The sequence below is a fragment of the Oceanobacillus senegalensis genome, assembly GCF_900176885.1.
Classification (GTDB): domain Bacteria; phylum Bacillota; class Bacilli; order Bacillales; family Amphibacillaceae; genus Oceanobacillus; species Oceanobacillus senegalensis.
The window spans coordinates 311,643-337,494 of the sequence record NZ_LT839648.1 but is presented as its reverse complement, the minus strand read 5'-3'; the positions used below and the strand labels follow the sequence as shown (position 1 = coordinate 337,494).

Annotated in this window: 25 protein-coding genes and 1 rRNA gene; 4 read left to right on the top strand and 22 right to left on the bottom strand. The window is 38.6% G+C overall.

All coding sequences use genetic code 11. The annotated features are described in order from the left end of the window. Positions 1 to 32 precede the first annotated feature (32 nt). Both CAO17_RS01595 and CAO17_RS01590 read left to right on the top strand, forming a co-directional pair. On the top strand, positions 33 to 533 hold the full coding sequence (locus CAO17_RS01595) for a TRAP transporter small permease (RefSeq protein WP_085991096.1): 501 nt from the start codon (positions 33 to 35) through the stop codon (positions 531 to 533). Further along, positions 530 to 1,813, top strand: a complete 1,284-nt coding sequence (locus CAO17_RS01590; protein ID WP_085991095.1) for a TRAP transporter large permease — start codon at positions 530 to 532, stop codon at positions 1,811 to 1,813. Before CAO17_RS01595 ends, CAO17_RS01590 begins: the two co-directional genes overlap by 4 nt. 227 nt (positions 1,814 to 2,040) lie before the next feature. Here CAO17_RS01590 and rrf read toward each other — a convergent pair. From rrf to CAO17_RS21820, 3 genes are all read right to left on the bottom strand, one after another. Beyond that, positions 2,041 to 2,156: ribosomal RNA gene (gene rrf, locus CAO17_RS01585) — 5S ribosomal RNA — on the bottom strand. Positions 2,157 to 2,213: 57 nt separating this feature from the next. After that, a complete protein-coding gene (locus tag CAO17_RS01580; RefSeq protein ID WP_085991094.1) occupies positions 2,214 to 2,480 on the bottom strand; it encodes a VOC family protein in 267 nt (88 codons plus the stop codon). A gap of 11 nt (positions 2,481 to 2,491) precedes the next feature. After that, positions 2,492 to 2,626 carry a VOC family protein gene (locus CAO17_RS21820; protein WP_281252903.1) on the bottom strand — a complete coding sequence of 45 codons (135 nt, stop codon included), beginning with the start codon at positions 2,624 to 2,626 and terminating at the stop codon, positions 2,492 to 2,494. 188 nt (positions 2,627 to 2,814) lie between these two features. Between CAO17_RS21820 and CAO17_RS01575 the strand changes: the two genes are divergently transcribed. Further along, positions 2,815 to 3,648 carry a metallophosphoesterase family protein gene (locus tag CAO17_RS01575; protein ID WP_179151862.1) on the top strand — a complete coding sequence of 278 codons (834 nt, stop codon included), beginning with the start codon at positions 2,815 to 2,817 and terminating at the stop codon, positions 3,646 to 3,648. A gap of 212 nt (positions 3,649 to 3,860) precedes the next feature. Here the strand turns inward: CAO17_RS01575 and CAO17_RS01570 are convergent, their stop codons facing one another. The 17 genes from CAO17_RS01570 to CAO17_RS01490 form a co-directional block, all read right to left on the bottom strand. Then, positions 3,861 to 4,694 (bottom strand): carbohydrate ABC transporter permease, encoded by an 834-nt coding sequence (locus tag CAO17_RS01570; protein WP_085991092.1) that lies wholly within the window; start codon positions 4,692 to 4,694, stop codon positions 3,861 to 3,863. A gap of 6 nt (positions 4,695 to 4,700) precedes the next feature. Then, complete coding sequence (locus CAO17_RS01565) at positions 4,701 to 5,636, bottom strand: carbohydrate ABC transporter permease (RefSeq protein ID WP_085991091.1); 936 nt, start codon at positions 5,634 to 5,636, stop codon at positions 4,701 to 4,703. Next, positions 5,633 to 6,724 (bottom strand): ABC transporter ATP-binding protein, encoded by a 1,092-nt coding sequence (locus tag CAO17_RS01560; protein WP_085991090.1) that lies wholly within the window; start codon positions 6,722 to 6,724, stop codon positions 5,633 to 5,635. The genes CAO17_RS01565 and CAO17_RS01560 overlap by 4 nt, the downstream gene beginning before the upstream one ends. 188 nt (positions 6,725 to 6,912) lie before the next feature. Then, the gene (locus tag CAO17_RS01555) at positions 6,913 to 8,217 is read right to left on the bottom strand and encodes an ABC transporter substrate-binding protein (protein WP_085991089.1); all 1,305 of its coding nucleotides are present in this window, start codon (positions 8,215 to 8,217) and stop codon (positions 6,913 to 6,915) included. A gap of 748 nt (positions 8,218 to 8,965) precedes the next feature. Then, positions 8,966 to 9,658 (bottom strand): CatB-related O-acetyltransferase, encoded by a 693-nt coding sequence (locus CAO17_RS21815; RefSeq protein WP_085991088.1) that lies wholly within the window; start codon positions 9,656 to 9,658, stop codon positions 8,966 to 8,968. Positions 9,659 to 9,693: 35 nt separating this feature from the next. Beyond that, a complete protein-coding gene (locus tag CAO17_RS01545; protein WP_085994365.1) occupies positions 9,694 to 10,770 on the bottom strand; it encodes a capsular polysaccharide export protein, LipB/KpsS family in 1,077 nt (358 codons plus the stop codon). 56 nt (positions 10,771 to 10,826) lie between these two features. Beyond that, positions 10,827 to 14,234 carry a capsular polysaccharide export protein, LipB/KpsS family gene (locus tag CAO17_RS01540; protein ID WP_085991087.1) on the bottom strand — a complete coding sequence of 1,136 codons (3,408 nt, stop codon included), beginning with the start codon at positions 14,232 to 14,234 and terminating at the stop codon, positions 10,827 to 10,829. Continuing rightward, positions 14,185 to 14,976 (bottom strand): ABC transporter ATP-binding protein, encoded by a 792-nt coding sequence (locus tag CAO17_RS01535; RefSeq protein ID WP_085991086.1) that lies wholly within the window; start codon positions 14,974 to 14,976, stop codon positions 14,185 to 14,187. Before CAO17_RS01535 ends, CAO17_RS01540 begins: the two co-directional genes overlap by 50 nt. Before the next feature lie 12 nt (positions 14,977 to 14,988). Next, a complete protein-coding gene (locus tag CAO17_RS01530; RefSeq protein ID WP_085991085.1) occupies positions 14,989 to 15,762 on the bottom strand; it encodes an ABC transporter permease in 774 nt (257 codons plus the stop codon). A gap of 27 nt (positions 15,763 to 15,789) precedes the next feature. Then, positions 15,790 to 16,218, bottom strand: a complete 429-nt coding sequence (locus CAO17_RS01525; RefSeq protein WP_085991084.1) for an HIT family protein — start codon at positions 16,216 to 16,218, stop codon at positions 15,790 to 15,792. Between the two features lie 30 nt (positions 16,219 to 16,248). Next, positions 16,249 to 16,770 (bottom strand): KdsC family phosphatase, encoded by a 522-nt coding sequence (locus CAO17_RS01520; RefSeq protein WP_085991083.1) that lies wholly within the window; start codon positions 16,768 to 16,770, stop codon positions 16,249 to 16,251. 11 nt (positions 16,771 to 16,781) lie between these two features. Continuing rightward, positions 16,782 to 17,765: a KpsF/GutQ family sugar-phosphate isomerase gene (locus tag CAO17_RS01515; RefSeq protein WP_085991082.1), complete on the bottom strand. Its 984-nt coding sequence runs from the start codon at positions 17,763 to 17,765 to the stop codon at positions 16,782 to 16,784. A 27-nt stretch (positions 17,766 to 17,792) separates the two neighbouring features. Further along, positions 17,793 to 18,617 (bottom strand): 3-deoxy-8-phosphooctulonate synthase, encoded by an 825-nt coding sequence (gene kdsA / locus CAO17_RS01510; RefSeq protein ID WP_085991081.1) that lies wholly within the window; start codon positions 18,615 to 18,617, stop codon positions 17,793 to 17,795. Beyond that, on the bottom strand, positions 18,610 to 19,341 hold the full coding sequence (kdsB, locus tag CAO17_RS01505; RefSeq protein WP_085991080.1) for a 3-deoxy-manno-octulosonate cytidylyltransferase: 732 nt from the start codon (positions 19,339 to 19,341) through the stop codon (positions 18,610 to 18,612). Before kdsB ends, kdsA begins: the two co-directional genes overlap by 8 nt. Before the next feature lie 144 nt (positions 19,342 to 19,485). Next, complete coding sequence (locus CAO17_RS01500; RefSeq protein WP_218775517.1) at positions 19,486 to 20,709, bottom strand: capsular polysaccharide export protein, LipB/KpsS family; 1,224 nt, start codon at positions 20,707 to 20,709, stop codon at positions 19,486 to 19,488. Between the two features lie 191 nt (positions 20,710 to 20,900). Next, positions 20,901 to 21,830: an LCP family glycopolymer transferase gene (locus tag CAO17_RS01495; protein WP_085991078.1), complete on the bottom strand. Its 930-nt coding sequence runs from the start codon at positions 21,828 to 21,830 to the stop codon at positions 20,901 to 20,903. Positions 21,831 to 21,865: 35 nt separating this feature from the next. Next, on the bottom strand, positions 21,866 to 23,038 hold the full coding sequence (locus CAO17_RS01490) for a glycosyltransferase family 2 protein (protein ID WP_245831737.1): 1,173 nt from the start codon (positions 23,036 to 23,038) through the stop codon (positions 21,866 to 21,868). Between the two features lie 41 nt (positions 23,039 to 23,079). Here CAO17_RS01490 and CAO17_RS21810 point away from each other — a divergent pair, with 41 nt between their 5' ends. After that, positions 23,080 to 23,214 (top strand): hypothetical protein, encoded by a 135-nt coding sequence (locus tag CAO17_RS21810; RefSeq protein WP_281252902.1) that lies wholly within the window; start codon positions 23,080 to 23,082, stop codon positions 23,212 to 23,214. 539 nt (positions 23,215 to 23,753) lie between these two features. On the opposite strand, the gene CAO17_RS01485 is transcribed toward CAO17_RS21810, so the two are convergent. Both CAO17_RS01485 and CAO17_RS01480 read right to left on the bottom strand, forming a co-directional pair. Then, entirely contained in the window at positions 23,754 to 24,716 is a 963-nt protein-coding gene (locus CAO17_RS01485; protein WP_085991076.1) for a polysaccharide deacetylase family protein, read from the bottom strand. A gap of 197 nt (positions 24,717 to 24,913) precedes the next feature. Beyond that, positions 24,914 to 25,711 carry an HAD-IIA family hydrolase gene (locus CAO17_RS01480; protein ID WP_085991075.1) on the bottom strand — a complete coding sequence of 266 codons (798 nt, stop codon included), beginning with the start codon at positions 25,709 to 25,711 and terminating at the stop codon, positions 24,914 to 24,916. Between the last annotated feature and the right edge of the window lie 141 nt (positions 25,712 to 25,852).

Genomic DNA, 25,852 nt, shown 5'->3' with positions numbered 1-25,852 from the left:
CCTATTTTTTTAATAAGTGAGGAGAACAAAATATGAATGTCAAAGACTTATTAGATAAGCGAATTGAAGAATCCATTCTGGTTTTGACCATGGCGGTAATGGTTCTAATCATATTTGTTCAATCTACTTCTAGATATTTCTTTGGAACAGCATTCAGTTGGGGAGCTGAACTTGCTCAGTACCTACATGTATGGCAAATATGGATAGGTGCAAGCTTGGCCATTCGATTACAAGCTCATATTCGTGTCGATGTATTTATTAAAATATTTCCTCCATTTGTGCAAAAGCTATTACATTTTCTAGCTATCATGTGTTGGTTTGTTTTTGCTGCGTTTTTAGCAATAGAAGGTAGCAAGTACGTGATGGATATTTTAGTAAGTGGTCAAACTAGCCCATCTCTTCCTATACCCATGTGGATACCTTATTTGTCGATTCCAATTGGAGGAACATTAATGGTTATTCGACTGTTTCAACAATTATATTTTTTATTTACTAGGAAAGAGGATTTTTACGGAACGGGGGATATTAAATGACAGTAGGAATTTTATTCGGAGCCTTTTTTATCCTCATGTTTATTGGCGTACCAATCGCTCTTTCACTTGGACTAGCTTCATTAATAACAATGGTTTTTGCAACCGACTCATCACCAAGTGTTATCATTCAAAAGGCATTCACTTCTCTTGACAGTTTTCCATTGATGGCGATTCCTTTTTTTATTTTAGCAGGTGTTTTAATGAGTCATGGGGGGATCTCAAGAAGGTTACTAAATCTGGCGACCGTATTAATAGGATTTATAACTGGTGGGTTAGCGATGGTAACGGTGTTAGCTAGTATGTTTTTTGCCGCTATTTCTGGCTCTGGTCCAGCAACAGTTGCAGCAATTGGTTCGTTTATGATTCCGTCCATGAAAGAGAATAAATATAATAGTGGATTCGCAGCTGCGATTACTGCTTCTGCTGGATCTATCGGGGTATTAATTCCACCAAGTATTCCTTTTGTTATGTATGGAGTGGTAGCAACCGTTTCCATTGGGTCCATGTTCTTAGCAGGAATTATCCCAGGTATTATTATTGGAATCACCTTAATGATTTCCTCTTATTTTACAGCAAAGAAAAATGGATATGAAGGAACAGGGGAAATACCAACGTTTAAAGATGTGTTAAAAGCATTAAATGAAGCAAAATTGGCCTTACTCGTCCCAATAATTATTTTAGGAGGAATATATGCAGGATTATTCTCCCCGACAGAGTCCGCCTCTGTTGCATCAGTCTACGCACTCATTATTGGGTTGTTTGTTTACAAGGAATTGAGCTGGAAGTCCGTTTATAGAAGTTTCGCATCAGCGGCACTTACTAATGCAGCAACAGTTATCATCATTGGATTTTCTATCTCCTTTGCTTTTTTAATGACAAAGGAAAGAATTCCAAGCATTATAGCTAACTTTATTGTTAGTGTTTCAGATAGCCCAATTGTAATCATCTTGATTATTAACTTGTTCCTACTAATTGTAGGAATGTTCATTGATACGATTTCGGCCATCGTTATTTTAACACCGATTTTACTTCCAGTAGTTACTAATATTGGTATTGATCCCATTCATTTTGGAGTTATCCTTGTCATGAATTTAGCTATTGGTTTTGTAACCCCACCATTAGGTGTCAATCTGTTTGTTGCCTCAACTGTTGGGAAAGTTTCGTTCGAAGCGATTACGAAGGCGATGATTCCAATCTTGATAAGCATGATTATAGCGTTATTGATTGTTATTTATTTTCCACCATTATCCACGGGGATTCCAAAATTACTATCACCTTGAACTTAGCTAGGCTAAAACGTTTTATGTTGTTATAGTAAATCAGAATATATGTATCATAAGTGAGTAGAAACTATATGTTGTCAAAATTAAAGTAGAGATACAAAATTGATGCAGATAGCGTTTAAATCTCGTGCCTTGTACCATCTAAATTACATTCCCATTAATAACCATTATAAATCATACAATAAAAGACCTTAGAATTATATCTTAGGTCTTTTATTAGTTTTTCCTGGCGGCGTCCTACTCTCGCGGGGGGATAACCCCAACTACCATCGGCGCTTGAGAGCTTAACTACTGTGTTCGACATGGGAACAGGTATGACCTCTTCGCCATCGCTACCAGACAATATTCTTCATTATATAGTCCAAGTTAAGGTAAACTAAAGTATTTATAGGTGACTTTATCCAAACGTTAGCAAATACCTATAGAAATAAGGTAAATCTTTAGATGTAATTCTTATATAATATCCATCCGGGTCAAAGATTATAAAATCAATCATCCCCCACGGCCTTTTGGTCAACACCGAATAGATGAGATACCCTTTTGCTATTACCTGATGATAAACATCCTTGACCTCGTCAACTTTTAAAACAGTTTCTACACCTAAGCCGTCTTTCTGAGCACCATCAGAAACTTTAAGTGGATAATCATCAGCTAGATTGTTCATTCTCCTAAACCTTACACCACATCTCTCTTTCTAACAGAAATAAAATCTGCATTCATTTCATCTGGTACTTTAAATCCCAAAATATCACAATAGAACTCCACCGAATTTTTTATACAATCCACAAACAATTCCAATCTTAAGTTCATTGAACTCTCCCTTTCTCACCATCGGGCTATATTGGTACACCATGATAATTGGATTGGACTAGCAGGATGATGTCATACAATAATGATTCTTTTAGATTAGTAAATTTAGCCAATCTTAATACTCTATCCATTTTCTGTTAACATTCACTTGTTACGATAAAAGTAACAATAATAAGGAGATGATAGTTTTGAAGATTGCTTTTATTGGAGATTTGCATTACCCGTCCATGATTAGTAAGGATGAAGAAGTGAAAGAAGCTAGAGATGAATTTTATACTAAATTCCTCCAATCCTTTTTTGAAATAAAGGCTGATTATTATGTTTCCATTGGTGATTTAACCAACTTTGGAAGAGAAGACGAGTTACGTGAGGTCTACGAAATCATTTCAAAATACGATAAGCCTTTTATTCACTCATTTGGCAATCATGATTTATACGGTATTCCAAGAGAAGAAGTCATTAACATTTCTAACATGGAACAAAATATTTCTATTGAAAATGATCACGTACACATTATCTCCTTAGAAACTGCCCGAGACCATAATCACGAAGACCATAGTGGTTACTTAAGTAAAGAACAATTAGATTGGTTGGAGCATGAAATTTTGCGAAGTGAGGACAAGCTTATCGTTATCTTTGCCCATCATCCTGTTTACGACACAACCACTCATTCGAACTACCCATACTTATCCATTGTACCCGACGTTCCCATTCTTGATATTTTACGGAAAAAGAAAGGAACCGGTATTTACGTAAATGGACATAATCACAGAGATTCCATTGAAACCATGGATAACTGGACATTTGTTCAAGCAGGTGCTGTACTTGATGATCAAAGTGTCCGCGTGTTGGATATCAGCGAAAACGACGTCTTCATTCAATCCATTGATGTAGGGAATCCAGAACTAAGTGGACTTGCGCAAATCATCGGTTCGAACATTAATCATTTCCAATTGAATCCACAAGGCATTGGCACCACACCAAACCGGGAGTACGTGGTGAAGAAAGTTTTATATGTTTAAAATAGAACAAGGCTCTTTATAGGGGCCTTGTTTTATTTGGATAAGTTATTCCACACCTCTTTAAACATATCAGCAATCTAGCGTTTTTATCAGCACTCCCACACTTTTATCAGCACTCCACTAATCTTATCAGCACTCCACCCACAACAAGATATCCCAATCAAAAAAAAGGAATGAGCTCTTCCTGAAGCCCATTCCCCGTAAATATGTAGTTACTTAACCCCCGTATACGTAAACGCTCGTATGATATGACGTTGTGCAAAGAAGAAGATAATCAAAATTGGTACAACCAGAATAACGTTACCGGCCATGAGAATATTCCACGCGACACCGCCGTCGACCTGTCGTAATTGTGCAATTCCCACAGGAAGGGTTCGTGCTTTTTCGGTTGTTGTCATAACAAGTGGCCAAAAGTAATCATTCCAGTGTGTAATAAAATTGAATAGACCTAATGTAATTAGCGTTGGTTTAGCCATGGGTACCATGATTTTCATCATAATTTTAAATTCAGATGAATTATCCAAACGTGCCGCTTCTAATAACTCTTCCGGTACCTGTTTAAAGGTTTGTCGTAACAAGAAGATTCCAAATGCGCTTGTCGCAAATGGTAGAATTAATCCCCATAGCGTATCAAGAATTCCCCAGTCACTTAAATTTAAAAATACTGGCAAGAAAATAAGTTGAGCTGGAATCATCATCGTCATCATGACTAATCCAAACAAGATATTTTTAAAGCGGAATTCATATCTTGCAAAAGCATACGCAGCCGGAATGACGGTAATAAATTGGAAGATTAAAATTCCAACCGATACGATGATACTATTGATGAAATATCGTAAAAATGGACCGGAATTCCATGCGTCAATAAAGTTTTGCCAAATCAGTTGATCCGGAATCCATTTTGGCGGGAAAATCATCGTTTCTCCCAACGTTTTTAAACTCGTAGAAACCATCCAGATAAATGGCATGGCGAAAATAGCTACTACAATAAGCAAACCGATTCCATTTAGTAGTTTAATAGGTAAGGATGTTTTCAAGGCACGCATTCCCTTCTATTGATAATGAACTCTTTTACTTAGAACTTTAAAATAAACCAATGTTAAGATACTTAGAATAATCAATAAAATCACACCAGCCGCAGAAGCATAGCCGATTTTAAAGAAGATAAACCCATTTTCATATATGTAGTACACAAGGGTGTTCGTGGAATTGAGTGGCCCCCCCTTTGTAATGATGCTAATCGTTTCAAACACCTTGATCGAATCCAAAATCCCGATAATTGTTAAGAAAAATAAACTTGGCGATAACATTGGAAAGGTGATTTTTGTAAATCGACGCCAGCCAGGAGTTTGGTCCAATGCAGCCGCTTCATACAAATGTTTTGGAATACTTTGTAATCCCGCGATAATGATCAACGTATAGTATCCAATATTTTTCCAAACCGCAATCATTATGAGTGACGCTAGCGCTGTATTTGGATCCGTAAGCCATGGAACTTTATTTATACCAACCAAGCTCAATGCCCAGTTTAATAAACCATAGTCCGCATCCATAATCCACATCCACAGCATCGCAATCGATACGAGTGAAATAATATGTGGACTGAAAACCGCTCCTTGAACAAGACTATACATCCACCCTTGTCTGTTCAACCACACAGACATAAGGAGCGCAATACTAATCGAAAATAACACCGTAAAGAAGGTATACGCCAATGTATTTCGAATCACTTGCAAAAACATTGGATTAGATAACAATGCTGTAAAATTCCCCAGACCGACAAATGTTTTATCTGGACTAATGAAGTTCCACTCATGAAAGCTTAAATAAATCATGTAAAAAATAGGTTGAATAAAAAATACGAGAAAAACAAGGATAGAGGGCGCAATAAGTAGATATGGGCGCCATTTTGCTAGCTTTACAGAAGCAGGCCTTGTTTTTCTCTCAACCGATGCTTCCTCTTTATAACTCGACTCCGCTACATTCATACGAGCACCTCTTCTTTAACCGTTACGTCTAGATTTTCAAAGGGAAGCCCATCTGTACAAACCCGATTCCCTTCACTGTCAAAGAAATATAATTTTTCGAACGGTATGGTGACATGAACTTTTTCAGTACCTATTAATGGGTTATGGAAACTTTTCACATGAAATGTTCCTGCATCACTATTCACTAAATATAATGTTTCCGAACCAAGTGTTTCCATCGTCACTATATTACATGGAAGATATAATCCAGCATTCATTTGATACGTGGTTTGAATATTTGCATGCTCAGGCCTAAACCCAACATGGAAAATGCGCTCATCGGTTATCTTACCAATTTTTCTTTCTAACATGGAAATGGGTAGAACGTTCATGGCTGGTGTACCGATAAATTTCGCCACAAACTGGTTCGCCGGATGATGATATATTTCCATTGGTGCGGCCTGTTGCATAATATGACCTTTATCTAAAATAACAATTTCATCCCCCATCGACATGGCTTCTACTTGATCATGGGTCACATAGATGAAAGTGGTCCCTAAACGTTTATGCAGCTGAATTAACTCTGTCCGCATTTGTGCCCGTAATTTCGCATCTAAATTCGATAATGGCTCATCAAAAATAAACACTTTTGGCTTTTTCACCATGGCGCGTGCTAATGCCACACGCTGACGCTGTCCACCAGATAAATTTTGCGGTCTTTTATCCAAATACTCGGTAAGATCCACAATCTCCGCGATTTCCTCTACCATTTTCTTGCGCTTCGCTTTCGGTATTTTCATATTTGCTAAGCCAAATTCAATATTGCCCCTTACTGTCATGGTTGGATATAGTGCATAGTTTTGGAAAACCATGGAAATGCCTCTTTTTCCAGGGGCCACCTCATTCACTAGCTGATCTCCAATCCAAATCTCCCCAGAAGTAACCTCCTCCAAACCAGCAATCATTCGAAGTGTCGTTGATTTACCACAACCAGACGGACCGACTAAAACAGTAAATGATCCATCTTGAATGTCCAGATTCATGTTATCAATCACTTTTTTATTATTCCCATACGCTTTTGATACATTTTTCAATTGGATTTTAGCCATGATATAACCCCTTACCGTAAAATAGATTCATAGGAACATGACGGACGTGCCACGTTCCTATGTGGTGAATTTTTTAAACTACCCGTTCGGATGATCCCCACTTTAATGGGGGATAACGGAATGCCTTAAGCTGATTCATTCAACAACTAATCCGTGCTGGTAAAAATCCCCTTTGATTAGGTTGCCCTTTATTGCAGCACACTTGCTGAACGTTCTGCTGCTTGATCTAACACATCTTTCGCATCCAAGCTTGTATCAAGCATTAAACGTTGGATTTCCTCGATAAGGATTTTTTGTACTTCCGGATATCCTTCAATCATTGGACGAGCATTCCCATATTGCAATTGGTCGACTGCTACTTTAAATTGTGGCTTCTCTTCGTAAAGTTCTTGCATGGTGTCTGACTCCACTGCAGAAAGTCTGCTTGGTAAATATCCAGTGTACGAGCTTGCATAAGCAGTCTGTTCTGGAGCTGTCATGAATTTAATAAACTCCCATGCAGCCTGTTGTTTCTCTTCATCTAATCCAGCAGTCATGACTAAATTCGCTCCACCCGTTGGAACACTACGTTTTTCATTTTCCGGGAACATGATGGTTTCTAATTCATAGCCATTTTCCTCTGCTAATTGCATCATTAATGTTAAATCAGCTGTAGAAGAGAAATACATTCCCGCACGACCTGTTGCAAAATCCTGTCTTGCCATGTCACCAGCTTGTTCTGGCTCTCCACCAGGCACACGCATCGTTCCATCCATTACCATTTCCTTCCAAAGATTTAGGGCTTCTACTCCACCTTCACCATTAAAGGCAATCTCTCCATTTTCATCGATCATTTCCCCACCTGCTTGCGCAACAAATGCTTCATAGAACCAAATATTAACCGGCATTGAAATTCCAACATGTTCGCCGTCTGTTAATTCTTTAGCAGCAGCTTTAAAATCTTCCCACGTTTGAATGGATGCCGGATCAATTCCTTTTTCATCAAACATGGTCTTGTTAATATAAACAATCGGTGTACTTCTTAAATAAGGAAGGCCATAAAGCTTGTCATCGACATAAGAGTTCCCCATTAAACCAGGGTTAAAATCATCCATATTAATTTCTTCCTCATCTTCTTCCACAAATTTTGTTAAATCTTGCGTCATACCAGCTTTTGCAAAGGTTTCAATCGAAGAAATTTCATTTTGCGTTACTTCTGGAGCATTGCCAGCCGCAAACGCTGCTTGTGTCTTCGAGTGTAGTTCATCATAGCTACCTTGGAATTCTGCCGTTACATGGATTTCATCTTGCATTTCATTAAATTGTTTGACTAGATTTTCATTGTTTTCTCCAATCTTATCTCCCCATGCATACCAATATGTAATTTCAATCGGACCATCGCCATCTGTTCCTGATTGGGAGTCTCCATCTGAACTAGCAGCATCACTATTATTACAAGCTGCGAGTAATAATATCATTGCGGTAAACATGACTAAATAAGAAACCTTCTTCATTTTTCATTCCCCCATTGTTTTTTTATTGGAATTCGATTTATCACTACATGAGATGCTTGTCCCTTCATCAATCCCCCCACTTGTTATATTTGGCTGTTTAAGAGGTTGTTGTTGCACACGCAGTAACTTCACCCGAAATCTGGAATACCGCTACGGAAATACACTACGCTTTCCGTGGGTGGCTGCTGAGCCCTCCTCGTGCTACGCACTCCGGGGTCTCACCTAGGCCTCTGCTCCCACAGGAGTCTTCGTGTATTTCCTTCGCTGGTTGGTGCTAAACATCGCAACGCCTTATATTTATGGCATAAATTTATCCACATATTAAATAGTGGATTGGAACGAAGTGAAGTTGCCTCCTTGACATACATACTATCCGATTTTCTAACGGAGATGTCGTGTTGACGAAGCCTTCCTTGTCCTGTCAGAATAGCACGTGTATGGTGTATTTCCGCAGCGGTATTATCATACTATCTTGACTTTTAGTTACTACGTATTTTCTTTCTAATGCGACACGATAAGCAACAAAAATACATAAACAGCCGTGCATGCAAAGAGACCTCAAAATGAATGTATGCTGAAATATACACACATCCTATTTTGAGGTCTCTCTAATCGCACCTTGAATCTATTCACTTTTCAATTATTAATGTACCAAACTACTATTAACTACATTTAAACCTATTGTTAACTTTTGTTTAAGAGGGGTTATTTTTTAAAAATACATCGCATGCAAATAATTGGTATTCTCCTAAACAACCACTTTAATCCTTGGCTTTTTCCTTTCTTCCAATAATCCTTTTTCTTTTCTTTCTTCGAGCTGCTTGATAGCGACTTCTACGTCATCAAATTGGATGCCTTCTAGTGATTCTAATGTATAATTCCACCATTTTAATTTCAGGAGCTTGTCTCTCACTCTTTTATCAAAACGATACTTAATAACTTTCGCAGGGACGCCACCTACAATCGCATATGGTTCGACATCCTTATTCACGACCGCACCTGCAGCAATAACAGCGCCATCGCCAATGGTTACGCCTTTCAAAATTGTAACATTTGCTCCAATCCAAACATCATTTCCAATTACCGGACTAGGCTTACTTTTTATTCTGGGTACACTTGTTTTAAAATTTCTAGCCTCTTCCCATGAACCAAAACCAAACGTTTCACTATACTGAAAGTCGTGTGTGCTTAAATAGTGGATTGGATGCTCGCCCATTCCAATGGTAAAACCAGGAGCTAAGTTGCAAAATCTTCCTACTGATTTTACATTACGAATCACTCCTCCCCTTAAATTCGTGTAGGCACCGATAACCCCTGCCGAATGAATGATTGTATTTCTTGACCTAACGGGGGGTTCGAATGTGACTTTCTCAATCAACTGATCCACATCATCTATATATATTCCTTTTGTAGATAATTCTTTTTGGCTCACTTTTGTCATTCAAACACTCCTCTTAAAAATAGCAAGCTATTGCATTAGCCATGATTATTAATTCGTTTTATGGTCTCTTCCAGTGTTAATTTCTCCTTTGTATAAGGGTCTCTATAGTTAGGATATAAAATATACGCACCAGCAAATAATTCTAGTAATGATAACTTCCGCTTCCGTCTATGAACAGGTTGCCGATCATCGGTTAACCCCCAGCCTGAATAAAATGGTGCTCCCAATGTCGTTACAGGGATGCCTCTAATCAGTGCCTCAAATCCAGAAAGAGAAGTAATCGTATATACATGATCAATGGACTGTAAAGCATCTACTAATCTTACCGGTTCTTCTATGATGGTTGCTAGATGCCTAATGTCATCAGGGTTTGATTGATTTTTCCGTCTTCCGGTCATGACATCTGGATGGGGTTTATACATAATCTCTGCATCCGGATTTTCGTTACTAGCAATACGAACGAGGTCATTGTTTGTCCACTTTTTAAAACTTCCTTTTTCAATCGAGGCATCATCTTCCACCTGCCCAATAACTAGAATTCTTTTTTTCGTCTTTGATCCATAAATTGCTGCCATATCTTTCCTTTGGATATGATTGTACTTACTAATGCCATATTTGGTTAATAACTTTATACAACGGACCGCTTCCGTCATGAGTATGGCATCCTCCTGAAAGGGGTACGTATTTAAGATTTCCTCTAAATCACTAGGCTGAGTTGCATCAAAGTACATCCCCCTATTATCGATACATATGGAATAGGGTGGGGTATGCATTGAACCCAGTCCCTTGGAGCGAACAAACCCATCTTCCATTCGAAAAATGGCAATTTGATGTTTTTGGGCGTAAAGGATTAATTCATCATCCTGAGGATAGCCCCAAACCATAAATATCTTGTTCGTATACTTTTCCAATTCATATCGTAGAAACGCAAACTTATAATCAAAAGGAACAAAACGTAACTCGTACCCTTCTAGAAAAGATGAGAGATAGGGTTGCTTCCACTTCGATACGTGGAAAAGAAAAGCAACCGGTTTTTCCGTCTGTTGGATCGGTCTAAATTTCCAATACCAAATCGTGCCATAAGCTATAGCCCTCTTGACGATTTTTTTCATACCTTTTTTAATTGTTTGCTTGAATGTGTTCATATGCTTCATCCATTTTTCCTATCCTATCTCGTCAACGGCTGGACATAGTCATGTAAAGTGATACTTTCAACGATAGACATTTCTATTGGATTCTCGTTGGAAAAGCCTACTATATTCTCTCGAGGAATAGGACCTTGAATTTTATAGATCCAATATAAAACAAGCAATTCTGTACTAGGTTTCGCACCTAATTTTCCAACTAGTTCCGTATATATCGGATGTGGTATCGTCTGTACTGGTTTTTCTGCATCTAAAAAATCAATGAAAAGGTCGACACCATGTTCATGAGTATGTTCCACATTCGCCCCACTGATTACTACTAGATCCAAGTCCTTTACATTTCTTCGATAACTCTTTTCATAGGTTGGTTGTTTCACCCATATATTTGTTTTGGTACCATAACTAAGGTACTTAGGGTATTCTATAGAATAATCATCAACCCGAATAACTAATCTTGTGTGATTCACCCGTTCCCCGTTCCCTATATCCTTACTTGAAGGTTGGTTCCCCACCACACAAATGTCACCCTCCGCCTCTCGGATTAGCTGTTCAAAGCTTCCTTCAAAACGTTTTAATTCATGGAAATATACATTTTCAATAGCAGAATTCCCTATTAATTCCGGAGCTCTAAAATCTACCATCGCTATTAATGCTAGATATCTGCACTTTTTCATGACATTGCTATCCAGATTCAAAGCCTTTTCCACCAATGTAAGAGCTTTTTGATAGAATCCGCAATCATTGTAAATGGCTGCTAAAAGAAGGTATTCCTCTGCTGACAGTTGATTGGTTCTAGCTTCTAATCGCTTCACTAAATCCATGCACTCTGGTGTCAAGCCCTCATTCTCCCATACATAATTTACTAATAGAACGAGAGACGAATAATCATTCAGCAAATTCATCGCAGTATATAAATAATCTTTTACGTCATGAAAATCTCCAACTTTTATCTTTAATTCCGCTATTTTATAGCTAATCTCAGCCTTTTGTGTCTGGTTTTCACAAGACTGCAGAACCATTTGGTAATACCGAATACTCGTATGGAAATCTTTTTTCATCTCCGATAATTTCGCTAATCGTAAGTAGTTATTCTGAATATCCACTTCTAACTCAACCGCTTTTTGGATTAGCTGTTCCAAATCAGCTATTGCTAATTCATTATTGCTTTCCGATACTTCCTTCATCATATGATTTATTTTCGTTGAGAGGAGTTCATCTATGGTTCGGTCACAATCGATTAATTGATTTGTTTCTAGACTAATATATCTTGGATAAACTAAATAGGCTCCCGCAAATAATTCCTCTATTGTCAGTTTTCGATTACGTCGATCATTTGGTTGTCTATCATCCGTGAGCCCCCACCCTGCATAAAAAGGGGAGCCAAAACAAGTCACGCTTATACCTCTGATTAATGCTTCAAATCCGGATAAGGAAGTAATTGTGTAAACATGATCAATGGTTTTTAGTGAATCCACTAAACTTAACGGTTCTGTTACAACATGAGCGATATGTGCGACCGCCATGGGGTCAGAGATCATGTTCCGATGACCGGTTAATACATCAGGATGGGGCTTATAAATAATCTCGGCATCTGGATTTTCACGATATGCTGCCCATACCAAATCATTATTGGTAATTTCCCGATCACAGCCATACTTTATCGAAGCATCTTCCTCTACCTGTCCAATGACTAAAATCCGCTTCTTCGTTTTCTTCCCGTAGATTTTTTCTATATCTGTTGGACCAACATGATTATATTTACTAATACCAGTATAGTTGAGCTTTTCGATATTCCGTTTAGCTGTTTCCAATAATTCGGGTTGACCCTTAAAATCATAGGTTTGTAGAATCTGCTCTAAATCAGATGGACTGCGGGAATCAAAATACAATGTTTGCTCATCAGCCACAATGGACATTGGTAAACTATGTCCCGCACCTAAACCAAGGGAGCGAACAAAGCCATCTTCCGTTCGAATTAATTTAATTTGATGAGATTCTGCATACTCTCTAATATCGTCCGGTTCCTTAAATCCCCAGACAATAAATACGAAATGGGGGTCATCAATTATATAAGGCAATAGTTTCTCTAAGTCCGTCTTCCCGAATGCAAATGCCGTTCGATATTCTGGGAAGAAGCGACTGATATGCTCTCGTTTCCAGGGATTAAAGCCAAACATATACGCGATTGGCTTCTCTTCTGTATCATCTTCCCAGTTCTCTCCTACTTCTACAAAAGGCTTTTTCGTTTTATCTTTCTTTTTTAATAGTTTCTGCTTGTATTCCTCTTCCTTTTGAAGCCGGTCCTTTTCTATTTGTTCCATTAATTCATCAATCGCTTGCTTACAATCTATCAATTTATTCGTTTGTAAGCTGATATATCTTGGATACAGTATATAGGCACCAGCAAATAATTCCTCCAAGGTTAATTTTCGATTACGCCGTTTATTCGCCTGTCTGTCATCGGTTAACCCCCACCCTGCATAAAAAGGCATCCCGAAACAGGTGACCGTAATCCCTCTCATTAACGCTTCAAATCCTGCCAGTGACGTAATCGTATACACATGATCAATCGTCTCTAGCGCGTCCACTATACCTAAAGGCTCTGTCACGACCTTGGCAACATGTGAAACATCCTCTGGATCAGAAACCATATTTCGATGGCCCGTTAAAACGTCGGGATGTGGTTTGTAAATAATCTCGGCATCTGGATTTTCACGATACGCTGCCCATACCAAATCATTATTCGTCATTTCCCGATCACAACCGTATTGAATGGAAGCATCTTCCTCGACCTGACCAATGACTAATATCCGCTTGTTGGTTTTCTCTCCGTAAATTTTTTTGACGTTCGTTTTACCCACATGATTATACTTACTAACCCCTGCCTGTATAAGTTTTTCCATACTTGCTTTGGCGTTTTCTAATAAATTCTGATGAGCAGCAAAATCATACTGTAGGAGAATATGCTCCAGCTCGGAAGGCTTTTGTGCGTTATAATAAAGACCCTTCTCATCCGCAACGACAGACATTGGCAAACTGTGTCCCGCACCTAAACCAAGGGAACGAACAAAACCATCTTCGGTTCGGATGATTTGAATGCCTTTTTCTTTTGCATACTTTCTAATTTTAGTAGGTTCCTTATATCCCCAGACAATAAACACCATGTGGCCGTCACTTGGAAAATAGGGCATAAGGCGATTCAAATCCGCATTACCAAACACAAAAGCCGTTCGGTATTCCGGGAAAACATGACTGATATGTTCTCGTTTCCAGGGGTTAAAACCATACATAAATGCAATCGGCTTTTCTGCATCATTCCAATTACTTCCTACTTTTTCATAAGGAATTTTTTGAGGAGACTTAGTTTCAGGTTTGGATAGGTTAAGTTGTGATAGAGTCTTTTTTACGATATTTGTTGTTTTTTTCTTCAATCTCTTTGTCCTTCCTTTCTACTATTTCATTTTCATAAAGATCTAATGCCGAATCTACATCCCCAAAATAAACGACTTCTCCTTGGTCAAGAACAATCGCTTTTTCACAAACCGCTCGCACTTGATGTGCACTATGGGAAACAAACACAATGGTTTTCCCTTTCAGAAATTGTCTGATGGCCTGTAACGCTTTTTTGCGAAAATGTTTATCTCCAACTGCCAATACTTCATCCAGCAATACGATATCGGAATGAACATGAATGGCAATGGAAAAACCTAGTCTGACCTTCATTCCAGAAGAGAAAGTTTTTATTGGCTTGTCTATATGATGTTCCAACTCAGAAAACGCAATAATGTCATCCATCACTTGATCAATTTCCTTTTCTGTTAAACCGAGGACAACGCCGTTCATATAGATGTTTTCCCGTCCAGATAATTCCTTTTGAAATCCGGCACCCAACTCAATCAGACCACCTATTCGCCCATTCACCGTCACCTTTCCTGTTGTTGGAGAGGTAACACCTAATATCATTCTCAGCAACGTACTTTTACCAGAACCATTGTCCCCAATTATCGCAACCGATTCCCCTTTTCGAATCGAGAGCGTAACATCTTTAATAGACCACCTGTCCTGTTTCTTCGCTTTTCTAAAAAGCAATTTATCGCGGACATTAAATAATCGGCTAGCATTTTCTTTATATTTTTTTCCAACATTCTCTAAGTGAATGGCGTAATCTTCCATTTTTTATCACCCTTATACAACATCTGCAAAATTTTTCTCTAACAGTTTAAACGTAACCAAGCCAACCAGAAATACAACGATACTAAATAGAAAGGAATAGAGTAGCATCTTCATATCTGGGACTTGATTATGCAATATGGCTTGTCGATATCCATCGAAAATTCCAGCCAATGGATTGAATGCCATAATGGGCTGAATGGGCGCTGGAATGGTATGAAAGGAATACATAATCGGGGATAAATAACGTCCTAATCGTAAAATAATGGGTGCGACTAATCCTACATCCCGAACATAAGCATTTGCTGCTGACAAAAACAGCATGAGTCCCAGCATCATGATGATTTGAATCATTAATATGGGAATAGCGTACAACGCATTGACACCCGGTATAATGTGGTAATAGCCTAACACGATAACCAGTCCAATTAATGTAATTCCGAAATTAATGGTCTCCGACAATAGCTTAATGAAAACCAGTGCTGGCCGGTAAAAGTTCCGTTGCCTAATTAAGCCTGCGCTAGTCACGATGATTTTCGATGAGGCGCCAACAGCCTTATTAAAGTACAGCCAAGGAAGCAAAGCCACGAATAAAAAAGCTGCATATGGCACCCCTTCACTAGGTACTCGAACAAAAACAGAAAACACAAGGCTTAGCACAATCATTAAGCCCATGGGTTCTATTAATATCCATAACTTACCCAGTAGTGATTGTTTGTACTTGGATATAATCTCTCTTTTGGAGAGTGTTTTGATAAAATCTTTGTTTTCCCAAACTTTTGAAGCCATGACATAACACCTTAGTATGTATTTTCTTTATATCGATAGTTGGATCCGAAGCTGATTACAAAACTGTTCCAACTGTTCGTGTGTAACCGTTGCAGTAGATTTCACCTTCTGCTGGGTGGCCTGTTCAATCAAGGCAGTACCTTTCACCTTCATCCCTTCCTCCCTTGGTATGAGATGTACATGCAAATGCCTAACCGCTTCACTGATGGCCACCATGTAAAGCCGATCGATAGGTAATATTTTTTGGATTGCTTCTTCTACTTCTTTCATAAGAGCACCCATTTCAGCTAATTCTTCTTCTGTAAATTGGGCCCAATCTTCCACATGTCTTTTTGGTTCCAAATAAATATAGCCTAGCAACTGAGAAGACAATGGGCCATGTGAAATCACCCAATTCTCCTTCTCATCGATAATAGCCTTTCTGTTTTGATGTTTTTCACAAATTGGACAATTCACGAAGTCCCCACTCCTCATTTCGATATTTGACTATTGACGCATGCTTACTTTTCGTGCCAGATAGTCTTGAATGATTGCATCATAATTTTCCTGAGCTGATAGAATATGATCAATAATTTCCCGAACAGCTCCTTCCCCGCCATTTGCCTTGGCGGTATAGGTCACATGTTCCTTTACAATGGCAACTGCATTGTTTGGTGCACATGGAAAACCGACTACATCCAGTATCGGTATGTCATTGATGTCATCACCTATATAACAGATTTCTTCCCATTCGATCCCCAGATCCTTCTTCAGTTCTTTAAGTACTTTTACTTTATCGTGGATTCCCTGGTAGATATGATCGATGTGTAGTTCATTCGCTCGCTTGGTTACAGCGTCCGATTTTCTACCTGTAATAATGGCTGTTTTGATACCGGTATAATGGGCCAAGCTTATTCCCATGCCATCTTGGGTATGAAATGCTTTATATTCCTCTCCATCTGAACCAATGAAAAGCTTTCCATCTGTTAAAACACCATCTACATCAAATACCATTAATTTAATATTCATTGCTAACCTCCTTATAAGCCCAAATTCATCAGATCCCGTACTTGAATCATTGCAATCGGACGATGTGCAAGATCAACGACAGGCAGGACATTCACTTTATTATTTTCCATAAGAGGAATTGCTTCCTGTGCTAAAGCACCTTGCTTAATATAAATAGGGGAAGGATTAAATAATGCTGCTACGTATTTATTAAATACATGATTGGATACGGTCATCGCCCGCCGAATATCCCCATCTGTCAGAATACCGACAAGCTTTCCATCCTCATTAACTATAGAAACGCCACCAATTCCTTGTGCAGTCATTTGAAAAAGCGCATCTTTGACTGTAGCTGTTTCACTAACGACTGGATTATATCCAGTCGACTCTACTACATCATTAACGGTCAGTAGTAATTTTCTTCCTAACGAACCAGCGGGATGAAATAAGGCGAAGTCTTCTTTTTGAAACCCTCTTGCTTCTAAGAGGGCAACTGCCATTGCATCCCCCAATGCCAGTGTTACCGTCGTACTCGATGTTGGAGCTAATCCTAAAGGACATGCTTCTTGCACATTTCCGATACATAAAACCACATCAGATTTAATACCTAAGGTAGAATGGGGATTTTTTGTAATGGAAATCAATGTGGAACCAATCTTTTTAATGGAGGGAAGAAGTTGAAGAACTTCCTCTGATTCTCCACTATTCGAAATGGCTAGGACGACATCTTCTTTTGTCACCATTCCTAAATCACCGTGCAGCCCCTCCGATGGGTGCAAAAACAAAGAAGGTGTCCCTGTGCTAGCCATGGTTGCATTTATTTTCCGGCCAATAATTCCCGATTTTCCAATACCAGTGATAATGACTCTACCTTTACATGCCAGGATGATTCTAATTGCCTCTTCAATCGATTGCCCAATAATATCTCTCAGTTCTAATATCGCATTTGCTTCCTTTGCCAATACTTCCTTCACACTACGTAAATAATCTACTCTTGTTTCAACCGCTTGTTGCATGAGCAATTCCTCCTGTTCATGATTACGTTAGGATTTAATGAATCGATCGATTTCCACTATAGGCTTTAATACTTCTTCTAATTCATCCAGTTTTACCATATTTGGCCCGTCCGATTTTGCCTCAGCTGGATTTGGGTGCACCTCCATAAATAGCGCATCCACACCTACTGCAGCTGCTGCTCTTGATAAATAGGGTACATATTCACTCTTTCCACCTGTAGATGTTCCATTTCCGCCTGGAATTTGCACACTATGCGTAGCATCAAATACGACAGGTGCTCCCAATGAGCGCATCTCTATCAAGGAACGCATATCCACAACTAGATTATTGTATCCAAAAGTGGAGCCACGTTCGGTTAGTAGTACTTGTTCGTTGTCTGATTCCTTTAGTTTATGGACCACATTTTTCATATCCCATGGGGCAAGAAATTGTCCTTTTTTCACATTGACTACCTTCCCTGTTTTCGCTGCAGCAACCAATAAATCGGTTTGGCGGCATAGAAAAGCAGGAATTTGCAGAATGTCCAATACTTCTGCTGCCCTTTCTGCTTGAGCGGGTTCATGAATATCGGATGTTACTGGAACATCGAAACGTTCCTTCACTTTGGCCAAAATCTCTAGCCCTTCCTCCATTCCCGGTCCTCGAAACGAATGGATGGATGAGCGGTTCGCCTTGTCATACGAAGCCTTGAAAATAAAGGGTATATTTAGCTTTGATGTGATTTCTTTCAGTTGTCCTGCAGTATCCATGATGAGTGATTCATTTTCAATCACACATGGTCCAGCGATTAAAACGAATGGGTTATTTCCTCCAAATGTGATTGCTTCATTTACTTTTACTGTTTTAGACATGTTGTACTCCTCCTAATAGGTTTTCTACTTTTTCAATGTCTTCCGGTGTGTCAACGCCAATCGCATGATAGGTTGTTTCTACCACTTTGATGTCATATCCATGATTGAGCAGGCGATGTTGTTCCAATACTTCTATTTCTTCCAATTCAGATGTCGGTAACTGAACAAACGCATTAATAACGGCTTTCGGGTAGCCATAAATACCAAGATGTTTGTAATAACTCACCTTATGATTGGCTCGGTTGTACGGAATAGGAGATCTGGAAAAATATAATGCATAGCCATGTGCGTCCGTAACCACTTTTACCACATTGGGATTCTCTACCTCTTCCAAACTAGTAATCTGTGTTTTGGCTGTAACCACTGCGTTTGGTGCTTGTTTGGCCGCTTCCACAAGCGAGTCAATTAATTCATAGCGAATAAGTGGTTCATCCCCTTGAATATTGACATAGAAATCTCCGTCTACCTTATTCGTTACTTCTGCTATGCGATCGGATCCAGTATCATGTTCCGTACTCGTCATGACAACTTGTCCACCGAACGTTTCTACTGCTTCCTTAATCTTTTCATGGTCTGTTGCAACGACAACTTGATCAAGCTTCTTACTTTGAGCCACTTGTTCGTATACTCTTTGAATCATCGGTTTTCCATGAATCAATGCTAGTGGCTTACCAGGAAATCGTGATGATCCATATCTAGCTGGAATGACACCAATTACTTTCAAATTTATACACCTCGTTTAGTTTTTCTTTTTATTTGGTTCTTTAATTATAGTTGATAAAAAATTGGAAATAGCGTCAGCTTAGTTGATTTTCGCTCCGGGCATTGTATTTCCGTAGCGAGTAAATGCACCAATCATACATGTAATCTAAGGAGATATCCGATTAGCTACATTTTGAGCTGTTATGTTACTCCTTGCATTAATGGTTCCTTCTATTTGATATTCAAACCTCATGTAATACAAAAATTTATCTATTCTTTCCTTGTTAACAGGTGATTCTAATACTTCTTTTAACACATCTACCAAGTCGTTTGGGTCCTTGCAGTTTGTTGCTACTCCTTCGATATTATAGGAGGCTTCTCCAAGGGTTATGACGTGTTTATGCTGGGCGATGGCTTCTATTCCAACGGTGGAATTAATCGTTACAACCGCCATGGAGCCCGCTATAAGTTTATTCAGGTTATATTTTTGAACAAAAATGACATTGCCATTATTCTTAAATCTCCATTTAAGCTTCCGGTAGCGATTACGGCTCATGTCTTCCGGATGTTCTTTGATGATCAGTTTTATATCACGTTTTTGAGAAGCGTTGATTTCCTCTACTGCGGTTAGCACCACCTCCACGAATTGCTCCATGCTTTTTATAGCTGGAGAGTTATATAGAATTTGTGTATCTCTAGCCACTTGGAATGGCAGAAATATATATTCTTTCGGGCATACCAATGTGTCCTCCCGTCGTATTGGAAAGGTTTTTTTATAGATAAAGTATTTAATGGCCTGCCACCAGGTAATATGTGCATATAGCTTAGGACTCAGTTTCAGCAAATCACCAAGCATATTAATTGCTTTTACAAAGGCTACGAGAAATAAATTCTCTTTTGTCTTGTTTTCTAGTTCCTGATTTTCTGGTTGAAATAAATAACGTTTTAGTCTAATAGAATCCAATTTCAGTGCGTCATAAAACGTTATATCCCTTGGAACAGAGCTATCTGCGTTGATTCCTTTTTCATCACAAGTCAGGGTATATGGCCGGAAGATACCATCCTCAAAAATGTAGGTTTTTAATCCTCGTTTTTCCGCAATCACCTTCGTCACTTGATCAATCCAATGATAGCCATTAAAAAGACAGATCCTATCGATTTGGTTGTCTTCGATGTACTGATCAATCAAATGCATATACTGCTTATACAGCTTGAGTTCTTTCGTTGTAGTACGTTTATTTAGCATTTTCTTCTTATACGTAATGTTATAGATTTTTAATTGTCGTAACGTATCATCCGTTATGGGATATTCCTTTTTGGAAAGATGAAAGGGCGCATATATCGTATGCATGTTACTTTTAAACAAAAGTTCACCTAACTCAAATTTCATTTGAAAGCATTGGTGGCCTCTCCGTCTAAGCTCTTTTGCTATATCGATAAAAAATCCTTTGTTTCGGTTCCCTCTTAAAAATAAATAATTAGCCATGGAATGAATCAACTACTTTCTGTATAAAGCGCATCTACTGCATTGTTTTTGAACATAGCCTTATTTATGGACAGCGGTTTATGTGGACTCCATAACTATTTTTCCAACTGTTTGTTCAATTCCTTAGAGACTTTCTTTAATTTTTCTTGATCCGCCATAAAATAATAGGTCTTGTTGATTTCTCCGCCTTTCCCAGAGATTTCGTGTTCCACTATGTGATTTAGGGAATCTTGATAATTACGCTGTATATTCCACATAGCTTCCAAGTCCATATTGGTTCTAACGTTATCTTCAATGGCAGCAAATATCTCTTCAAAATTAGAAATGGATGATGTTAAACCCGTTAAGGTGGTCCCTTTTTCTACGATGGCTTTAATGACCTTTCGTTGTCTTTCTTGACGACCGAAATCTCCCCGTGGGTCATCTTTTCGCATGACGGTATATTCTTTTACTTCTTTTCCATTCAGGTGAATCGGACCCTTCTCAAAAGTAATATCATGATAGGTAAATTTGAAATCGTTATTTACTTCCACTCCACCCACTGCATCCACAATATCCTCAAGTCCGCGTAAATCTACTTTCACAAAATAATCCACCCGAGCATTCAAAAAGTTTTCCACGGATCGAATCGTCATTTTTGTACCACCAAATGCATAAGAATGGGTAATCTTATCTTTCTTTCCATGACCAACGATTTCCGTGTAGGTATCGCGAGGAATACTTACCATATGCGTTGTCTCCGTATGTGGATTTAAGGTTACATAGATAAGGGCATCCGAACGTTGATAAGGGTCGCCCTCTTCTCCAGGGTCATCCACCCCAATCAGAAGTAGACTTATCGGTTCTCCCGCTTCTAAGTCAATATTTTCCAAGCGTTTTTGATTTTTTTGGTAATCTATTTCTTCCTGAATATTGGTAATGGTGGATGTGAATGTCTTCCATGCATAACTTCCGGTAGTAATTAGAAGAACACCAAACCCAGTTAGAACAATCAGGAGTATTTTTTTTAGTCTATCTTTATTCATAATTTTTCACCTACAGATTCCAATCTCCTAAACGGTCAAGCAACATCCGTTTCATAATTTCTACCTGTTCGTGTAACCTTTTTCCAATCTCTATTAAAGAAATAGGCAATACTTCCGTACATAACGAAGTACATGGTTACAAATCGATGAACGAAAACATCATATACAATCAATCGGAACAAACGAAATCTTTCCTTTTTCTCTAAAGTAAATCCATATCTCTTTACTTGCATCATCGCCAAGACATCGTATATGAAATTAAATAAGATGATATACAACAAATAAAGAACCAGAAAACTAACGAGAGCGAGGGAAAAATTCATAACTGCATTATATGTAAAAATTCCCACCGTTACATAGGCTGCTAGAATCGCAACAATAAAGGATTCAACAATGTAGAAAAAGGACACCGATCTGGTCAATACGGTTCGTAATAAAAAGGGAAAGAAGTGAACAAAACAATCTACATACCCTTTTTGCCAGCGTATTCGCTGCTTAAATAAATCTCTCCATGTTTCAGGTAATTCGGTATAACTGATAGCATCCGTTATTAACACAATTTTCTTGTTTCTCATTTTGTTTTTCTTTTTGGATATATACCGCTGAATTTTTAGGGTAATATCAATGTCCTCCCCTACGGATGAACGGTAGCCACCGACTTTAATCAGCAGATTCTTATTAAAAATACCAAAAGCCCCAGATATAATCGCCAATCCTTGGAAACGCGCTAGCGATATTTTTGTAACGTAAAATGCTTTAAGAAAATCAAGCATTTGAACACCCACAAGTATGTTTGCTTTAGATAAGGAAAGCTTACTCAACGGTTTACCTGTTTTGGTTTGTAGGACATGTACCATTCCCCCTGCAGCAACCACATCCTCATCAGCAAATTTATTATTGATGGAGGTTAGCGCCGTCTTTGTTAATACGGTATCCGCATCTAAGGTAACGACCAACTCTTTTGACGAATATTCAATACCGGCATTCAATGCATCGGCTTTCCCACCATTCACTTTATTCACAACATAGATATGGGAATACAGCTTAGACTGGTAAATACCTTCTATTTCCTGATGTTGTAATTTATGTATAGGTTTTAACCAGCACGGTTCCAGTTTTAAATCGTCATGTAACAGTTGAAAGGTAGCATCGGTCGAACCATCATTAACATAAATCACCTCAAAATTTTGATAAGATAATGATTTCATGCTGTTTACGGAAGTTGCTATAATTCCCTCTTCATTGAAACATGGGATCAAAATACTTAATCCCTTTTCAGACGTTGGATGGTGCTTTTCCTTTTCTCCTTGTACCCGAAACAAAGGTAGACAATGGAGCAAATGAAGAACAGGGAAAAACAAACATACGTAAAACAAACTCATAAGAAATATCTCCAAGAACAGAATCTCCTTTCTAAAAAGTGACTTTATACTACATATTCTTTCAATAGGAGATCATTTTTTACAAGGGTTTCTCGACAAAACCATCCTCCCTACCTACCAACCGCTTTTATTACAAAATATTACATTGGTTACTAGTTGCCGAGACCTAAATGGCTCCCACTATGAAAAGCCCCTACGGAAGCGCTTTACAATTATCTGAATTTTGTCGTTTAAAATCAAAATTCCTCTCCTATATATCTTTTCATTCCACGCTATTTCGCTATTATTCCTTTTTATCAAAAGGAGGTGGATTCGGCTTCATCAAACAAAACTTTTACTTCCAATTTATTCCAATAACTAATTTGGGAAGTAGAACCGAATCCCTCCTTTTTCCTAGTTCTGTAATAAAGCATTAGAGAAAATTTACATTACTGAAACAGATACAAAAAATGTAAACGATGACATTTACCTTCTTGTAACAAAAAAGACCGAGTGCAAAAACACCCGGATCCTAAACGTTTCATCCTATGAAAATAGTCCCCTAGTCACCTAAAAGTTCCGGTACGGTAACAAATTGATAGCCTTGTTCGCGCAATTCACCAATCATCACAGACAATGCTTGAACCGTTTCAAAGGGACCAGTTGCATGATAGTTATGTTGAAGCACAATAACTCCCGGATTAGCTTCTTGCTTCACCTTAGACACAATATCTTCTGCTGACACTCCGCTCCAATCTTTAGTGTCTGCTGTCCACATGATGGACTGATAACCTTGTTGCTGTAACCATTCCAACTGATGGTCTTTTATTTCTCCATATGGGGGGCGAAATAGGTTTGGTTTAACCCCGATTACTCTCTCTATTTCCTCAGAAGTGGACCGGATGTTTTCTATAAATTCCTTGTCCTTAACCTTCGATAAATGGGGATGGTTCCATGTATGATTGCCTATCGCATGCCCGTCCTTGTACATACGCCTTAACTGTTCTGGGTACTCCCTAACCCTTTCTCCCACCACAAAGAAGGTAGCTTTGACATTTTCCTGTCGTAAGATTTCTAAAATCTGTGGGGTATATGTATTCTCTGGACCATCATCAAATGTGAGGGCAATTCTTTTTTCACTTGAATCCCCCATGAATACCATCCCATTATTTATAGGGACATGGATGATTTGTCCAGGGTAGATCCACCGCTGATTTTGCATAGCGGGATTGGCTTCTTTTAACTCAGATAAAGACACTTCCAGTTTCATAGATATTTTATAAAGGGTATCCCCTACCATTACCCGATATATGTCAGGAAGTTCCACGTATTGACCTGGTTCAAGAATAGTAGATTGCAATCGGTTTAAGTTAACGATTGTATCTACGGATAAACCATACTCGTCGGAAATTTTTAATAACGTATCCCCCGGCTTGACGATGTACCCCTCAGCCCTTACAGTATCATCACGCAAAGACAACAAAACTAAGATTACGGTCGTTAAAAAAGCAACTTTTTTAAACATGACTACACCTCTCTCCTCTGTTTATATGTAGCAAATCAAAATCCATCCTTACTGGAATCTATTGCCTTTTAAATAATACGAGATATTTCGAAATAAGGTGCCTGCCCCTTTCCAAATTTCACCAAAAAAATAAACGGTTGAATCTCTTATCTAGTAAAAGAGATTCAGCCGTTCTTATATGAATTAGTAAAGATAGTCTATTTTAGAAGCAATTCTAAGGCAAATAGTTCACCTATACTTTCTATAACATAATCAGGCTTAACGATAGAATCACGAATATCCTGTTTACTAGCTACCCCAGTTAATACGAGGCAGGTGGAAAATCCATTTGACTTTCCAAGCATGATATCTGTTTCCAATCGATCTCCAACAATTAGTATACGCCCCGGATCTGCTTCACTTATATCTAACAATCTATTCCCATAATAATCGGATGGCTTCCCAATGATCTGATCAATTGCCCTACCACTAGCCACCTCAATAGCCTTCGCAAATGACATCGTATCAGGTATGTAACCGTCTGCTACCGGACAAGTTGGATCGGGATTAATGACTGTGAGCCTTGCTCCATGATGAATGGCATCCATCGCGTGCTGAATTTTCTTATAGGAAAAGGCTCGATCATGCCCAACTAACACATGAGTTGCTTTTCGTGGTTCATCCGTTATTGCAATGCCTTGTTGATGGAGTTCATCTTTCACTCTTTCATCCCCAACAACATAAACCCTTGCTAATGGATGCTGCTTAAAGTATTGAACCGTCAAATAGAGAGCGGTAATCACTTCCTCAAGCTGAACAGTAAGACCAAGCCTCTCTAACCGCTCCTTACATCTCTCTCTTGATGTTGTCGAGGCATTCGTAATAAAACGAATCTTCTTCCCCCTGCTTCGGATATACTCCAATGTATCCGCCACTCCAGGCAAAAGCATATTCTCAACATAAATCGTACCGTCTAAATCAAAAGCATACACATCGTAATCTTGAATTGTAATCACATCTTTTCTCCTTTTATAGAATTTTAGATGACACCTATTTCGTTCATCAACTCCTTCCCAACGAAAAAAGAGAGACCACAAATATTCGAATGCCTGAGCTAACATTCTGTATTTGCGGTCTCTCTTCCTTTATACCTGTAA

Excerpts from the sequence above, each read along its gene's own strand:
- kdsA (WP_085991081.1), bottom strand. The coding sequence starts at position 18,617 with ATGTCTAAAACAGTAAAAGTAAATGAAGCAATCACATTTGGAGGAAAT.
- CAO17_RS01565 (WP_085991091.1), bottom strand. The coding sequence starts at position 5,636 with ATGAATGTAGCGGAGTCGAGTTATAAAGAGGAAGCATCGGTTGAGAGA.
- CAO17_RS01490 (WP_245831737.1), bottom strand. The coding sequence starts at position 23,038 with ATGAAATCATTATCTTATCAAAATTTTGAGGTGATTTATGTTAATGAT.
- CAO17_RS01560 (WP_085991090.1), bottom strand. The coding sequence starts at position 6,724 with ATGGCTAAAATCCAATTGAAAAATGTATCAAAAGCGTATGGGAATAAT.
- CAO17_RS01515 (WP_085991082.1), bottom strand. The coding sequence starts at position 17,765 with ATGCAACAAGCGGTTGAAACAAGAGTAGATTATTTACGTAGTGTGAAG.
- CAO17_RS01495 (WP_085991078.1), bottom strand. The coding sequence starts at position 21,830 with ATGAATAAAGATAGACTAAAAAAAATACTCCTGATTGTTCTAACTGGG.
- CAO17_RS01500 (WP_218775517.1), bottom strand. The coding sequence starts at position 20,709 with ATGAAATTTGAGTTAGGTGAACTTTTGTTTAAAAGTAACATGCATACG.
- CAO17_RS01535 (WP_085991086.1), bottom strand. The coding sequence starts at position 14,976 with ATGGAAGATTACGCCATTCACTTAGAGAATGTTGGAAAAAAATATAAA.
- CAO17_RS21810 (WP_281252902.1), top strand. The coding sequence starts at position 23,080 with ATGGGATCAAAATACTTAATCCCTTTTCAGACGTTGGATGGTGCTTTT.
- CAO17_RS01520 (WP_085991083.1), bottom strand. The coding sequence starts at position 16,770 with ATGAATATTAAATTAATGGTATTTGATGTAGATGGTGTTTTAACAGAT.
- CAO17_RS01485 (WP_085991076.1), bottom strand. The coding sequence starts at position 24,716 with ATGTTTAAAAAAGTTGCTTTTTTAACGACCGTAATCTTAGTTTTGTTG.
- CAO17_RS21815 (WP_085991088.1), bottom strand. The coding sequence starts at position 9,658 with ATGACAAAAGTGAGCCAAAAAGAATTATCTACAAAAGGAATATATATA.
- CAO17_RS01590 (WP_085991095.1), top strand. The coding sequence starts at position 530 with ATGACAGTAGGAATTTTATTCGGAGCCTTTTTTATCCTCATGTTTATT.
- CAO17_RS01570 (WP_085991092.1), bottom strand. The coding sequence starts at position 4,694 with ATGCGTGCCTTGAAAACATCCTTACCTATTAAACTACTAAATGGAATC.
- CAO17_RS21820 (WP_281252903.1), bottom strand. The coding sequence starts at position 2,626 with ATGAACTTAAGATTGGAATTGTTTGTGGATTGTATAAAAAATTCGGTG.
- CAO17_RS01555 (WP_085991089.1), bottom strand. The coding sequence starts at position 8,217 with ATGAAGAAGGTTTCTTATTTAGTCATGTTTACCGCAATGATATTATTA.
- CAO17_RS01530 (WP_085991085.1), bottom strand. The coding sequence starts at position 15,762 with ATGGCTTCAAAAGTTTGGGAAAACAAAGATTTTATCAAAACACTCTCC.
- CAO17_RS01595 (WP_085991096.1), top strand. The coding sequence starts at position 33 with ATGAATGTCAAAGACTTATTAGATAAGCGAATTGAAGAATCCATTCTG.
- CAO17_RS01545 (WP_085994365.1), bottom strand. The coding sequence starts at position 10,770 with ATGAAAAAAATCGTCAAGAGGGCTATAGCTTATGGCACGATTTGGTAT.
- CAO17_RS01580 (WP_085991094.1), bottom strand. The coding sequence starts at position 2,480 with ATGAACAATCTAGCTGATGATTATCCACTTAAAGTTTCTGATGGTGCT.